Origin of the sequence: Escherichia sp. R1, from assembly GCF_003000935.1 — a bacterium.
GTDB classification, from domain to species: domain Bacteria; phylum Pseudomonadota; class Gammaproteobacteria; order Enterobacterales; family Enterobacteriaceae; genus Escherichia; species Escherichia coli.
This window is the reverse complement of the sequence record NZ_PSRU01000004.1, coordinates 184,652-198,327: the sequence shown is the minus strand read 5'-3', so window position 1 is coordinate 198,327 and position 13,676 is coordinate 184,652. Positions and strand designations below refer to the sequence as shown.

General features: G+C 50.4%; 12 protein-coding genes. 8 read left to right on the top strand and 4 right to left on the bottom strand.

Annotated features, from left to right (window positions below; translation table 11 throughout):
* Positions 1-41: 41 nt before the first annotated feature.
* The 4 genes from uhpA (at position 42) to uhpT (ending at position 4,992) form a co-directional block, all read left to right on the top strand.
* On the top strand, positions 42-632 hold the full coding sequence (gene uhpA / locus C4F37_RS06950) for a transcriptional regulator UhpA (RefSeq protein WP_000633668.1): 591 nt from the start codon (positions 42-44) through the stop codon (positions 630-632).
* The gene (gene uhpB, locus C4F37_RS06945; protein WP_001314238.1) at positions 632-2,134 is read left to right on the top strand and encodes a signal transduction histidine-protein kinase/phosphatase UhpB; all 1,503 of its coding nucleotides are present in this window, start codon (positions 632-634) and stop codon (positions 2,132-2,134) included. The genes uhpA and uhpB overlap by 1 nt, the downstream gene beginning before the upstream one ends.
* 9 nt (positions 2,135-2,143) lie before the next feature.
* Positions 2,144-3,463, top strand: coding sequence for an MFS transporter family glucose-6-phosphate receptor UhpC (uhpC, locus tag C4F37_RS06940; protein ID WP_001298006.1), 1,320 nt, complete (start codon positions 2,144-2,146; stop codon positions 3,461-3,463).
* A gap of 137 nt (positions 3,464-3,600) precedes the next feature.
* The gene (uhpT, locus tag C4F37_RS06935; RefSeq protein ID WP_000879199.1) at positions 3,601-4,992 is read left to right on the top strand and encodes a hexose-6-phosphate:phosphate antiporter; all 1,392 of its coding nucleotides are present in this window, start codon (positions 3,601-3,603) and stop codon (positions 4,990-4,992) included.
* Between the two features lie 46 nt (positions 4,993-5,038).
* Here uhpT and adeD read toward each other — a convergent pair whose 3' ends face one another.
* Positions 5,039-6,805 carry an adenine deaminase gene (gene adeD / locus C4F37_RS06930; protein ID WP_001540113.1) on the bottom strand — a complete coding sequence of 589 codons (1,767 nt, stop codon included), beginning with the start codon at positions 6,803-6,805 and terminating at the stop codon, positions 5,039-5,041.
* A gap of 174 nt (positions 6,806-6,979) precedes the next feature.
* On the opposite strand from adeD, the gene adeQ reads away from it, so the two are divergent.
* The 3 genes from adeQ (at position 6,980) to nepI (ending at position 10,220) form a co-directional block, all read left to right on the top strand.
* Positions 6,980-8,314 carry an adenine permease AdeQ gene (adeQ, locus tag C4F37_RS06925; RefSeq protein ID WP_001557145.1) on the top strand — a complete coding sequence of 445 codons (1,335 nt, stop codon included), beginning with the start codon at positions 6,980-6,982 and terminating at the stop codon, positions 8,312-8,314.
* Positions 8,315-8,366: 52 nt separating this feature from the next.
* The gene (locus C4F37_RS06920) at positions 8,367-8,819 is read left to right on the top strand and encodes a DUF1198 domain-containing protein (RefSeq protein WP_001295241.1); all 453 of its coding nucleotides are present in this window, start codon (positions 8,367-8,369) and stop codon (positions 8,817-8,819) included.
* 210 nt (positions 8,820-9,029) lie between these two features.
* Positions 9,030-10,220 (top strand): purine ribonucleoside efflux pump NepI, encoded by a 1,191-nt coding sequence (nepI, locus tag C4F37_RS06910; protein ID WP_001288559.1) that lies wholly within the window; start codon positions 9,030-9,032, stop codon positions 10,218-10,220.
* 40 nt (positions 10,221-10,260) lie between these two features.
* Here nepI and yicS read toward each other — a convergent pair whose 3' ends face one another.
* Complete coding sequence (gene yicS / locus C4F37_RS06905; protein ID WP_001297978.1) at positions 10,261-10,554, bottom strand: protein YicS; 294 nt, start codon at positions 10,552-10,554, stop codon at positions 10,261-10,263.
* Positions 10,555-10,775: 221 nt separating this feature from the next.
* Between yicS and nlpA the strand changes: the two genes are divergently transcribed.
* Positions 10,776-11,594 carry a lipoprotein NlpA gene (gene nlpA / locus C4F37_RS06900; protein ID WP_000779409.1) on the top strand — a complete coding sequence of 273 codons (819 nt, stop codon included), beginning with the start codon at positions 10,776-10,778 and terminating at the stop codon, positions 11,592-11,594.
* A gap of 3 nt (positions 11,595-11,597) precedes the next feature.
* Here the strand turns inward: nlpA and C4F37_RS06895 are convergent, their stop codons facing one another.
* Positions 11,598-12,521, bottom strand: coding sequence for a carboxylate/amino acid/amine transporter (locus tag C4F37_RS06895; protein WP_000535950.1), 924 nt, complete (start codon positions 12,519-12,521; stop codon positions 11,598-11,600).
* Positions 12,522-12,687: 166 nt separating this feature from the next.
* Positions 12,688-13,185 carry a hypothetical protein gene (locus tag C4F37_RS06890; protein WP_000509811.1) on the bottom strand — a complete coding sequence of 166 codons (498 nt, stop codon included), beginning with the start codon at positions 13,183-13,185 and terminating at the stop codon, positions 12,688-12,690.
* Between the last annotated feature and the right edge of the window lie 491 nt (positions 13,186-13,676).

Sequence of the window (13,676 nt, the reverse complement as noted above, 5' to 3'; positions counted from 1 at the left end):
CGTTAAGGTAAGCGCGTTTTATTACCCGCCAGGACAAGATCATGATCACCGTTGCCCTTATAGACGATCACCTTATCGTCCGCTCCGGCTTTGCGCAGCTGCTGGGGCTGGAACCTGATTTGCAGGTAGTTGCCGAGTTTGGTTCGGGGCGCGAGGCGCTGGCGGGGCTGCCGGGGCGCGGTGTGCAGGTGTGTATTTGCGATATCTCCATGCCTGATATCTCCGGTCTGGAGCTTCTAAGCCAGCTGCCGAAAGGCATGGCGACAATTATGCTCTCCGTTCATGACAGTCCGGCGCTGGTTGAGCAGGCGCTTAACGCGGGGGCGCGCGGCTTTCTCTCCAAACGCTGTAGCCCGGATGAACTCATTGCTGCGGTGCATACGGTTGCCACGGGCGGCTGTTATCTGACGCCGGATATTGCCATTAAACTGGCATCCGGTCGCCAGGACCCGCTAACCAAACGCGAACGCCAGGTGGCGGAAAAACTGGCGCAAGGAATGGCGGTGAAAGAGATTGCTGCCGAACTGGGCTTGTCACCGAAAACGGTACATGTCCATCGCGCCAACCTGATGGAAAAACTGGGCGTCAGTAACGACGTTGAACTGGCGCGCCGCATGTTTGATGGCTGGTGATGAAGACGTTGTTCTCCCGCTTAATTACCGTTATTGCCTGCTTTTTTATCTTCTCTGCCGCATGGTTTTGCCTGTGGAGTATCAGCCTGCACCTGGTTGAGCGCCCTGATATGGCGGTACTGTTATTTCCGTTTGGCCTGCGGCTAGGGCTAATGCTGCAATGCCCGCGCGGATACTGGCCGGTGTTGCTGGGCGCGGAGTGGCTGCTGATTTACTGGTTAACGCAGGCGGTCGGTTTAACCCATTTCTCCTTATTGATGATCGGTAGTTTACTGACGTTACTGCCCGTGGCGCTGATCTCGCGCTATCGCCATCAACGTGACTGGCGCACCTTGCTGTTACAGGGTGCGGCATTAACGGCGGCGGCGTTGTTGCAGTCGCTGCCCTGGCTTTGGCACGGCAAAGAGTCGTGGAATGCGCTACTGCTGACTTTAACTGGCGGCCTGACGCTGGCCCCGATATGTCTGGTGTTCTGGCACTATCTCGCCAATAACACCTGGCTGCCGCTCGGCCCGTCACTGGTTTCTCAACCAATCAACTGGCGTGGGCGGCATCTGGTCTGGTACTTGCTGCTGTTTGTTATCAGTCTCTGGCTCCAGTTGGGATTGCCGGACGAACTGTCGCGCTTTACGCCATTCTGTCTGGCGCTGCCGATTATCGCGCTGGCCTGGCACTATGGTTGGCAAGGAGCGCTGATTGCGACATTGATGAACGCCATCGCGCTGATCGCCAGTCAAACCTGGCGCGATCATCCGGTGGATTTATTGCTCTCGCTGCTGGTGCAAAGTCTGACAGGGTTGTTACTGGGCGCTGGCATCCAGCGGTTGCGTGAACTTAACCAGTCGCTGCAAAAGGAACTGGCGCGCAATCAGCATCTCGCTGAACGGTTGCTGGAAACCGAAGAGAGCGTGCGCCGTGATGTGGCACGTGAGCTGCACGATGATATCGGTCAGACCATTACTGCTATTCGAACTCAAGCGGGCATTGTCCAGCGGCTCGCGGCGGATAACGCCAGCGTGAAACAGAGCGGGCAGCTCATCGAACAGTTGTCGTTGGGCGTTTACGACGCGGTGCGCCGCTTGTTAGGGCGGTTACGTCCGCGCCAGCTGGATGATCTCACCCTGGAGCAGGCCATCCGCTCACTGATGCGGGAAATGGAGCTGGAAGGGCGCGGCATTGTCAGCCATCTCGAATGGCGAATCGATGAATCAGCGTTAAGCGAAAACCAGCGCGTGACGCTGTTTCGCGTCTGCCAGGAAGGGTTGAACAACATTGTGAAACATGCCGATGCCAGCGCGGTCACGCTGCAAGGCTGGCAGCATGATGAGCGGTTAATGCTGGTGATTGAAGACGATGGCAGCGGTTTACCGCCAGATTCCGGGCAACACGGTTTTGGCCTTACCGGAATGCGCGAGCGCGTAACGGCGCTGGGTGGCACATTGACCATTTCCTGTCTGCACGGCACGCGTGTCAGCGTTTCTCTACCTCAACGTTATGTCTAAGGTTCGATGATGTTGCCGTTTCTGAAAGCGCCTGCCGATGCGCCATTAATGACTGATAAACATGAAATTGATGCCCGCTATCGCTACTGGCGTCGGCATATTCTGCTGACCATCTGGCTGGGTTACGCGCTGTTTTACTTCACGCGTAAAAGTTTTAACGCCGCCGTACCAGAAATCCTTGCTAACGGCGTGCTCAGCCGTAGCGATATTGGCCTGTTAGCGACCCTGTTTTACATTACCTACGGCGTGTCGAAGTTTGTCTCCGGCATTGTCAGCGATCGCTCAAATGCCCGTTATTTTATGGGGATAGGGCTTATTGCCACGGGCATTATCAACATTCTGTTTGGCTTCTCGACGTCGCTATGGGCGTTTGCCGTGCTTTGGGTGTTGAACGCCTTTTTCCAGGGCTGGGGTTCACCGGTGTGTGCGCGTCTGTTAACCGCCTGGTATTCTCGTACCGAGCGCGGCGGTTGGTGGGCATTATGGAACACGGCACATAACGTCGGCGGCGCACTCATTCCCATTGTGATGGCAGCGAGCGCGCTGCATTACGGCTGGCGTGCCGGGATGATGATTGCGGGTTGTATGGCGATAGTCGTGGGGATTTTTCTCTGCTGGCGGCTGCGCGATCGCCCGCAGGCGTTAGGTTTACCGGCGGTTGGTGAATGGCGGCACGACGCACTGGAGATTGCTCAACAACAAGAAGGGGCAGGGCTGACGCGTAAAGAGATCCTCACCAAATATGTGTTGCTGAATCCGTATATCTGGCTGCTTTCGTTTTGCTATGTGCTGGTCTATGTGGTCCGGGCGGCGATAAACGACTGGGGCAATTTGTATATGTCCGAGACGCTGGGCGTCGATCTGGTCACGGCGAATACGGCAGTGACAATGTTTGAACTGGGCGGATTTATCGGTGCGCTGGTAGCGGGTTGGGGTTCGGACAAACTGTTTAACGGCAACCGCGGGCCGATGAATTTGATTTTCGCCGCCGGAATTTTGCTTTCAGTCGGCTCGCTGTGGCTGATGCCATTTGCCAGCTACGTGATGCAGGCAACCTGCTTCTTCACCATTGGTTTTTTTGTCTTTGGCCCGCAGATGTTAATCGGCATGGCGGCGGCAGAGTGTTCCCACAAAGAGGCGGCAGGGGCGGCGACGGGGTTTGTCGGCTTGTTTGCTTATCTTGGTGCGTCGCTTGCTGGTTGGCCGCTGGCGAAAGTACTCGATACCTGGCACTGGAGCGGATTTTTTGTGGTTATCGCCATCGCCGCCGGGATTTCCGCACTGCTATTACTGCCCTTTTTGAACGCCCAGACACCGCGAGAAGCGTGATGCATCTCACCTTTTCACTTCATATCCGGCAAAACTAAGAAATTTTCCAGGTTTTGCCTGGACGCTATCTCAGGCCTGATTTGCTGCTGATTTTTACAATGCATGCCTCACGCAGGTATTCATTTCAGGAGTAACCCATGCTGGCTTTCTTAAACCAGGTTCGCAAGCCGACCCTGGACCTTCCGCTCGAAGTGCGGCGCAAAATGTGGTTCAAACCGTTCATGCAATCCTACCTGGTGGTCTTTATCGGCTACCTTACGATGTACCTGATTCGCAAGAACTTTAACATCGCGCAGAACGACATGATCTCGACCTACGGGTTGAGCATGACGCAGCTGGGGATGATCGGCCTGGGCTTCTCCATCACTTATGGCGTGGGTAAAACGCTGGTTTCTTACTACGCCGACGGCAAAAACACCAAACAATTCCTGCCGTTCATGCTGATCCTGTCTGCCATTTGTATGCTGGGCTTCAGCGCCAGTATGGGCAGCGGCTCGGTTAGCCTGTTCCTGATGATTGCCTTCTACGCCTTAAGCGGCTTTTTCCAGAGTACCGGCGGTTCGTGCAGTTACTCCACCATCACCAAATGGACGCCGCGTCGTAAACGCGGGACATTCCTCGGTTTCTGGAACATTTCTCACAACCTTGGTGGTGCAGGCGCAGCAGGTGTGGCGCTGTTCGGCGCAAATTACCTGTTCGATGGTCATGTCATCGGCATGTTTATTTTCCCGTCGATTATCGCGCTGATTGTTGGTTTTATTGGTCTGCGTTACGGCAGCGACTCCCCGGAATCTTATGGCCTCGGCAAAGCTGAAGAGCTGTTTGGCGAGGAGATCAGTGAAGAGGATAAAGAGACAGAATCTACCGATATGACCAAGTGGCAGATCTTTGTTGAGTATGTGCTGAAAAACAAAGTGATCTGGCTGCTGTGCTTTGCCAACATTTTCCTCTATGTGGTGCGTATTGGTATCGACCAGTGGTCAACCGTGTATGCGTTCCAGGAACTGAAACTCTCTAAAGCGGTGGCGATTCAGGGCTTTACGCTGTTTGAAGCTGGTGCGCTGGTCGGTACGCTGCTGTGGGGCTGGCTCTCTGACCTGGCGAACGGTCGCCGTGGCCTGGTGGCCTGTATCGCGCTGGCGCTGATTATCGCCACGCTCGGTGTGTATCAACACGCCAGCAACCAATATATCTACCTGGCTTCTCTCTTTGCGTTGGGTTTCCTGGTCTTTGGCCCGCAATTGTTGATTGGTGTGGCTGCTGTTGGCTTTGTACCTAAAAAAGCGATTGGCGCTGCCGATGGTATTAAAGGCACCTTCGCTTACCTGATTGGTGACAGCTTTGCCAAGTTAGGTCTGGGAATGATTGCCGATGGGACGCCGGTATTTGGCCTTACCGGCTGGGCAGGCACCTTCGCCGCGCTGGATATCGCCGCTATTGGTTGTATCTGCCTGATGGCGATAGTGGCGGTGATGGAAGAACGCAAAATCCGCCGCGAGAAAAAAATTCAGCAGTTGACAGTGGCATAAACGTAACTGGTGACTTTTGCCCGGCATGACGCCGGGCTTTTTTTTATTATTCCGTGAATTCCAGCGTAGTGAAGGCAAACTTCTCGCCATCAAACAGCCCCTGACTGGTTAGTTTCAGCGCGGGGATCACTGGCAGGGAAAGAAACGCCATCTGAATAAACGGCTCATCCGGTAACGGACCGCATTCACGGGCGGCGGCTTTCAAGGTGTCAATTTGCTCCGCCAGTGACTGCGCCGTGTCGGTGCTCATTAGCCCGGCAATGGGCAACGGTAGATGACTTTGTACCTGGCCGTTACGGACCACGCACAGCCCGCCGCCATCCTGAATCACCTGATTGACCGCCAGCGCCATCTCTTCTGCGCTACGACCGATCACCACAATATTATGGCTGTCATGGCTGACCGTCGCCGCCAGCGCACCTTCATTCAGGCCAAAGCCGCCGAGCAAACCACAGGCCGGAGCCAGTCGTTGTCCGTAACGCTCAAGAACGGCAATAAAGCACACATCATCGCGATCAAAACCGTTTTCGCTGTAGACGCTGGAGCGGGAGTGCGTGATCAGTTCGTTATGGATTACCTCAATAACGCGATAGCGTTTTCCGGGGGTAAATTGCAGGGCAAAGTCGCTGGCGGAAACTGGCTGGCGATCAATGGTATTGCCATATGGCGGGGCGGATTGTGCCAGTCTCGCCGACTCTTCCGCCTGTAAGGTTTGTGCATCGATCGGCTCGCCTTTCACCAGTACCTGCTGCACCGTGACCTTACGCACATCGCTCAACAGGACGATATCGGCCTGCTTGCCGGGTGACAGTAAGCCGAGGTGATTCAGACCAAAATGGCGCGCCGTCGACCAGCTGGCGACGCGATATGCCACATGCAGCGGCACATTGTGTTGTTCGATCAGGCGGCGAATTAAGGCATCGATATGTCCTTCATGGGCGATCTCCCACGGGTTACGGTCATCGGTACAGAGCATGCATTGCGGGCTGTTAAATTCGTTGATCAACGGTGCCAGCGCGTTGAGATTGCGGGCTGCGGACCCTTCACGGATCATCAATGACATGCCGAGTTGCAATTTCCGGCGTCCTTCTTCCAACTGATAACTTTCGTGGCAGTTTTCAATACCCGCAGCAATATAGGCGTTAAGTTCTTTACCACCCAAACCCGGGCAGTGACCGTCCAGCGTCAGGTGGCGAAATGCGTCCAGTTTATCGAGCAGCGCATTCTGCCCGCTAATTACGCCAGGGTAGTCCATCATTTCTGCAAGGCCGGTAACCTGCGGATGGTCCCGCCAGGCGAGCATCTGTTCAAGGGTAAAACTGGCACCGTTAACATCGCAGCCTTCCAGAGCGGGTACGCAAGAGCTGACCTGTAAGTACTGGTTTTGCCTTGCCTGTTCGGCACAGCGGGCAAACCAGGCGAATCCGGCTTCGCCCATCACGTTGACGATTTCATGAGGGTCGCAAATAACGGTCGTCAGGCCGCGCGGCAGGGTAGCGGTTTCAAAGGTGACCGGCGTCATCATGCTGGATTCAATATGCAGGTGAGCATCAATAAACCCTGGCACCGCCGTTGCGCCGCGGGCATCAATCCGCTGCAAAGCCGGAGCATCAGCGTATTCTGCGCCAACACCGGCAATGTAACGTCCTTTAATCACAATTGGGCCGGAAATTTCTCCGCCATTGATCAGGTCGAGAATAGAGACATTATCAATAATATAATCGGCAACAGCGTCTCCACGGGAAACGGCTAACAATTCCTGGTATTCAGCCCGGCTAATGTGATGAAATTTATGGTTAATAGAATTATTCATATTTTTCTCATTTTGATTTTATCAATTTGATTATTATTTATCATAAAGAAACGTCGCGAGATTATTAAAGAATATCCATTAATGTGCAATTGAAATGTGATAATTATCACTGAACCGTTGTTGTCATTTGTTTTACAAAAGCAAGGGATTAAATCTCCTCCAATGGACAAAAAAATGAATAATGACAATACCGATTACGTGAGTAATGAATCAGGGACGCTTTCGCGATTATTTAAACTACCTCAGCATGGGACCACCGTCCGCACAGAATTGATTGCGGGGATGACCACATTTTTAACCATGGTGTACATCGTTTTTGTGAACCCGCAAATCCTCGGCGCGGCACAAATGGACCCAAAAGTGGTGTTTGTTACCACCTGTTTGATTGCCGGTATCGGCAGTATTGCGATGGGGGTATTTGCTAACTTACCCGTGGCACTGGCTCCGGCAATGGGGCTGAACGCCTTCTTTGCCTTCGTGGTCGTGGGGGCGATGGGTATCTCCTGGCAGACCGGGATGGGCGCGATATTCTGGGGCGCAGTTGGGCTATTTTTGCTCACGCTGTTTCGTATCCGGTACTGGATGATCTCCAACATTCCATTAAGTTTACGTATTGGTATCACCAGCGGAATCGGATTATTTATCGCCTTAATGGGATTAAAAAATACTGGCGTTATTGTCGCCAATAAAGACACCCTGGTGATGATTGGCGATTTAAGTTCTCACGGCGTGTTGTTAGGTATTTTAGGGTTTTTTATTATAACCGTGTTGTCATCACGTCATTTTCATGCCGCGGTGCTTGTTTCTATTGTGGTGACGTCTTGCTGTGGATTGTTTTTCGGAGATGTTCATTTTAGCGGCGTCTATTCCATTCCGCCTGATATTAGCGGCGTCATTGGTGAAGTGGATTTGAGCGGTGCGTTATCACTTGAACTCGCCGGTATCATTTTCTCCTTTATGCTGATCAACTTATTTGATTCATCAGGGACATTAATTGGTGTGACTGATAAAGCTGGCTTAATAGATAGTAACGGTAAATTCCCCAATATGAATAAGGCGCTGTGTGTTGATAGCGTCAGTTCGGTGGCGGGTGCGTTTATCGGTACCTCGTCTGTTACCGCCTATATTGAAAGTACTTCAGGTGTGGCTGTCGGTGGTCGCACGGGTCTGACGGCTGTCGTAGTCGGCGTTATGTTCCTGTTAGTTATGTTCTTCTCACCGCTGGTGGCGATGGTTCCTCCTTACGCAACCGCCGGAGCGTTAATCTTTGTTGGCGTGCTGATGACTTCAAGCCTGGCGCGCGTTAACTGGGATGATTTTACCGAATCGGTGCCTGCGTTTATTACCACGGTGATGATGCCCTTTACTTTCTCGATCACCGAAGGGATTGCACTAGGCTTTATGTCGTACTGCATCATGAAAGTGTGCACCGGGCGCTGGCGCGATCTGAACCTGTGTGTGGTGGTGGTCGCAACTCTGTTTGCACTGAAGATTATTCTGGTGGATTAGTAACTGGCGAGGGTTTCCAGATATCATGAGTTCTGATTACGCAGGAGAACTCATGATCTGGATAATGCTCGCCACGCTGGCGGTAGTGTTTGTGGTTGGTTTTCGGGTGCTGACATCCGGGGCCAGAAAAGCGATTCGCCGTCTCAGCGATCGGCTGAACATCGATGTCGTACCCGTGGAGTCGATGGTCGATCAAATGGGAAAGTCAGCCGGTGACGAATTTTTACGTTATTTGCATCGCCCGGATGAGTCGCACCTGCAAAACGCCGCGCAGGTGTTGCTCATCTGGCAAATTGTCATTGTCGATGGTAGCGAACAGAACCTGCTGCAATGGCATCGGATTTTACAAAAAGCCCGCCTTGCCGCGCCGATTACTGATGCTCAGGTCAGGCTGGCGCTGGGTTTTCTGCGCGAAACCGAACCTGAAATGCAGGATATCAATGCTTTTCAGATGCGCTATAACGCGTTCTTTCAGCCTGCCGAGGGCGTTCACTGGCTGCATTAAAACCGCTTCGTCTTATCAGCCTACAGACCGCGCCTGACCTGGTGGGTGGATAAGACGTTCACACCGCATCCGGTAATCTTTGCCCTGTTCCGTTTCGATCTTAACTCCAGCTCAAGCAACATCGTAAAAGTTGCAAAAACGTTAAATGCATCACACATTTCAATGTTAGACTGGTCGGCTTTTCCCCTGAAACATGCCACGGGTAACACCATGAGTGAATTTATTGCTGAAAACCGCGGCGCGAATGCCATCACCCGACCGAACTGGTCAGCCGTTTTCTCGGTGGCGTTTTGCGTCGCCTGTCTGATTATCGTTGAGTTTTTGCCTGTCAGTTTGTTGACGCCAATGGCCCAGGATTTAGGCATTTCGGAAGGGGTTGCCGGGCAATCGGTGACCGTGACCGCCTTTGTGGCGATGTTTGCCAGTTTGTTTATTACCCAGACCATTCAGGCCACTGACCGCCGCTACGTTGTCATTCTGTTCGCCGTTTTGCTGACGCTTTCCTGTTTGCTGGTTTCCTTTGCCAACTCATTCAGTCTGCTGTTAATCGGTCGCGCCTGTCTGGGGCTGGCGCTGGGCGGGTTCTGGGCGATGTCGGCGTCGCTGACCATGCGTCTGGTACCGCCGCGTACGGTGCCGAAGGCGCTGTCGGTGATCTTCGGCGCGGTTTCTATTGCGCTGGTGATTGCCGCGCCGTTGGGCAGTTTTTTAGGCGAGCTTATCGGTTGGCGCAATGTCTTTAATGCGGCGGCGGCGATGGGTGTGCTGTGTATTTTCTGGATTATCAAATCACTGCCTTCGCTGCCAGGTGAACCTTCGCATCAGAAACAAAATACTTTCCGCTTATTACAACGTCCGGGAGTGATGGCCGGGATGATCGCCATCTTTATGTCCTTTGCCGGACAGTTTGCTTTTTTCACTTATATTCGCCCAGTGTATATGAATCTGGCGGGATTCGGTGTTGATGGCTTAACCCTGGTGCTGCTGAGTTTTGGTATCGCCAGCTTTGTCGGGACATCGCTTTCGTCGTTTATTCTCAAACGTTCGGTGAAACTGGCCTTAGCGGGCGCACCGTTTGTGCTCGCCCTGAGCGCGCTGGTACTGACGCTGTGGGGAAGCGATAAAATTGTTGCTACTGGTGTGGCGATTATCTGGGGGCTGACCTTTGCTTTAATTCCCGTTGGTTGGTCAACGTGGATCACTCGCTCATTGGCCGATCAGGCAGAAAAGGCTGGATCTATTCAGGTGGCCGTTATTCAGCTTGCTAACACCTGCGGTGCGGCAATCGGCGGTTATGCGTTGGATAACATTGGTCTGACTTCGCCGCTGATGTTGTCCGGCACATTGATGTTGCTGACTGCATTGTTGGTGACTGCAAAGGTGAAAATGAAGAAATCCTGATATCAGGTAAAGAAGCGTTGGTCAGTGGTTGTTGCCGTTCTTACATATCCGGGCATTCTACCTTACCCAACGCTTCCCAATAATTGCTCTGATTATTACGTTCCATCGCCACGATGGCCTCGCGTATATGTTGTTTATTGTTTTCATCTGACAACATTAACTTTTCCCACGCTTCATCTGATAATGACGCCTGTGGCGTGCAAATTTTACGTAAATCTTGCAATACCGTGGTTTTCTCTTTTGCCGACTGTAGAGAACTGAATGGCGACTCGGCCTGAGAAATGGCTGGAAAAATCAGGAATACGGTAATCATGAGTAGCATCGTTGGCTTCATAGCGGCAACCTTCTGCAAATGTGCATCGAATGAAGCATAAGTGTAGTTTGCTTTTGCCGCTCTCATCATGCTGTACGAAAGGTGTTTGCGTGGTCAGTAAGAAGTGCCAGACTTTATATTCCACTTTTATTCCTTTTTATTCTTATCGATAGCGTTTCGTTTTTTAAACTGCAGCGACCTTACCGCTATAGTCAGGTAATCATTAATAAAAGGATAAAAAAATGAAACTGACAACACATCATCTACGGGCGGGGGCCGCATTATTACTGGCAGGAGTTCTGCTGGCAGGTTGCGACCAGAGCAGCAGCGATGAAAAGCATATTAAAGTTGGCGTTATTAATGGCGCAGAACAAGATGTCGCGGAAGTCGCTAAAAAGGTAGCAAAAGAGAAATATGGCCTCGATGTTGAACTGGTAGGATTTAGCGGTTCGTTGCTACCGAACGATGCGACAAATCATGGCGAGCTTGATGCGAACGTCTTCCAGCATCGACCCTTTCTTGAACAAGATAATCAGGCGCATGGTTATAAACTGGTAGCGGTGGGAAATACGTTTGTCTTCCCCATGGCGGGCTATTCCAAAAAAATCAAAACAGTGGCGCAAATAAAAGAAGGTGCGACAGTGGCGATCCCCAACGACCCGACTAACCTTGGTCGCGCGCTTTTACTGCTGCAAAAAGAGAAGCTAATTACTCTGAAAGAGGGAAAAGGGTTATTACCTACCGCGTTGGATATAACCGATAATCCACGCCATTTGCAGATAATGGAGCTGGAAGGGGCACAGTTGCCACGTGTACTGGACGACCCGAAAGTGGATGTAGCGATTATCAGCACCACTTACATCCAGCAAACAGGACTTTCTCCGGTTAACGACAGCGTATTTATTGAAGATAAAAATTCGCCGTATGTGAATATTCTGGTGGCACGGGAAGATAATAAGAATGCAGAAAACGTGAAGGAATTTCTGCAATCTTATCAATCACCCGAAGTCGCTAAAGCGGCAGAAACCATCTTTAACGGTGGCGCGGTGCCTGGCTGGTAATTCTCACTCATGCCGCGCCGGACGATTTATTTTTCTGGCGCGGCGGCGGGAATCCATTGAAATCAAAATCACCGATGACAGAATCAGCAGCGTTCCCAGCCAGTCCGGCAATGTGAAGGTGATCCCCAGCAACAACAAAGAGAGCAGCGCGCTACTTAATGGTTCTGCACAGCTTAAAATGCTGGCTTTTGGACCACCAATTAATTGTGCTCCTTTCAGGTACAGACTAAATGTCAGGGACGTACCAATGACCACCAAATAAAAAAACGCCAGAATCAAACTGCCGTTAACGACAAAGTTTGTCCCTTGTCTGGCATAAAAGGGCAGCAGGATCAGACCGCCAATCAGCATACTCCAGCCGACGACCGGTAACGTGCCATAGCGGGCAATCAGCGTTGAGGGATAGGTGGTATAGAATGCAGCAGCAAATGCCGAGGCAATCCCCCAGAATAACGCGGCAGGAGAGATCGATAATGACGTCGGATTACCGTGTGTCACCAATAAAAAAGTCCCGATCAGCGATGTCAAAATAGCGCAGAAAACCAGAATGCCTGGGCGGGATTTACGCACCAGTGAGAACCAGGCGACGATAATAGTCGGTGAGAGGAATTGCAGCACCGTTGCCGTGGCTGCGTTCGATTTTTCGATGGTTAGCAAAAAAGTGAGCTGTACGGTTAGCGCGCCAACCACGGAAAAAATCAGTAGGCTAATGGCATCTTTGTGATTGTTAATAATAGAAAAGATTTTATCACCATGAACAAATGATAGCGTCAGCAGAATCAAACCGGCGAATATCAAACGCGTCATAGTCAAAAACTGCGACGACATCTGGCTTTGCTCCATGATGTATTGCGCGCAGACCCCTGAACTTCCCCACAACACGGCGGCAATCAGAACGTTCAGCATCCCCTTTCTGGTGGAACCCATTTTTCCCTCTGCATACTGTTTTGTCTTTTCATCAATATACGTTAAGGATACCACTACCGATGACGGTGAGGGAGTAGAGTAATCAATCAGTTTTAGTGAATGGAGGAAATAATGACATATAACAATTATTCATATGGTATTTAAAAAAACTCACTATGAAATTTAATTATTTAATGTTCAATAACTCTATGGCTTTAGTATATTCATCAGGAATACCAATTGTAAAACAAGGTGCGGTATCGGTAGGTATATTTTCTTTGTTGTCATCATTCAGAACAGAAATAGAAAACTGTCGTTCAGGTGTTGATGTCGTGGTTATTAAAATGGTTGGATTAGGAAGATAAATATATGTTGTCTCATTTTTTAGTTTTATTTCTTTGATGTTTTCTTTGTTAATTTTATCAATCGTTTCAATAGAGAAAAAAGAATCATGCCCCATTCGCAGTTCAATTTTATTATCGTTTTCGAATAAATAAATGGCATTATTGTTTTGAAACAGATTGAATATATTGGTAGCGCAAGTTTGAGTTGCTAGCCAGGATGCCGCTGGATGACTCAAATTAATATGCGTGCTAAAGACTTTGACGCGACTACTTCTGTTTTTCTCTTTACTTTCAATTAAATGCCTAGCGCTTTTGGCTGCTTTACAAGTTCCATGCCCCACACGGCAAAAATAATCTCCTGAAAGGATACTTACAATCAGTATTACACCAATGACGACAGAAAAAATAGTTCCGATGAGTTTGATGATGACAATCCTTGTGCAGTGTTATTTTCACCATGGATTATAATGTTATAGTGAAATTATTGCGCATGTAATTTTTCTTTGATTGTTTTAACATCACATTTATGCACTTCTTCATCTTTGTAGCAGGTAAAAGCCATATATGGATGGCTGGTGTCCGGTGCAGATAAAATGCAACTTATTCTTGATAGCTTGAAAAAAAGAGAGGTTTTTTTGAGTGACGGTTGATAGTCGGTGGCAAGGAAGACGTTTTCGTACACTCGGCAAGAAAAACGAATCACTCTGTCATACTACCAGATACATCAGCAGGGTCAGGTTGCTCAGAAATAAGCAGGATGGGGATCACTGAAGAGGCATTTTGGCGATCACAGGAGTCGCATTTGATGGTTAAGTTATTGATTTAATGTTTA

Bases quoted from the DNA above. Each gene is read 5' to 3' on its own strand.
- uhpA (WP_000633668.1), top strand. From the start codon at position 42: ATGATCACCGTTGCCCTTATAGACGATCACCTTATCGTCCGCTCCGGC.
- uhpB (WP_001314238.1), top strand. From the start codon at position 632: ATGAAGACGTTGTTCTCCCGCTTAATTACCGTTATTGCCTGCTTTTTT.
- uhpC (WP_001298006.1), top strand. From the start codon at position 2,144: ATGTTGCCGTTTCTGAAAGCGCCTGCCGATGCGCCATTAATGACTGAT.
- uhpT (WP_000879199.1), top strand. From the start codon at position 3,601: ATGCTGGCTTTCTTAAACCAGGTTCGCAAGCCGACCCTGGACCTTCCG.
- adeD (WP_001540113.1), bottom strand. From the start codon at position 6,805: ATGAATAATTCTATTAACCATAAATTTCATCACATTAGCCGGGCTGAA.
- adeQ (WP_001557145.1), top strand. From the start codon at position 6,980: ATGAATAATGACAATACCGATTACGTGAGTAATGAATCAGGGACGCTT.
- C4F37_RS06920 (WP_001295241.1), top strand. From the start codon at position 8,367: ATGATCTGGATAATGCTCGCCACGCTGGCGGTAGTGTTTGTGGTTGGT.
- nepI (WP_001288559.1), top strand. From the start codon at position 9,030: ATGAGTGAATTTATTGCTGAAAACCGCGGCGCGAATGCCATCACCCGA.
- yicS (WP_001297978.1), bottom strand. From the start codon at position 10,554: ATGAAGCCAACGATGCTACTCATGATTACCGTATTCCTGATTTTTCCA.
- nlpA (WP_000779409.1), top strand. From the start codon at position 10,776: ATGAAACTGACAACACATCATCTACGGGCGGGGGCCGCATTATTACTG.
- C4F37_RS06895 (WP_000535950.1), bottom strand. From the start codon at position 12,521: ATGGGTTCCACCAGAAAGGGGATGCTGAACGTTCTGATTGCCGCCGTG.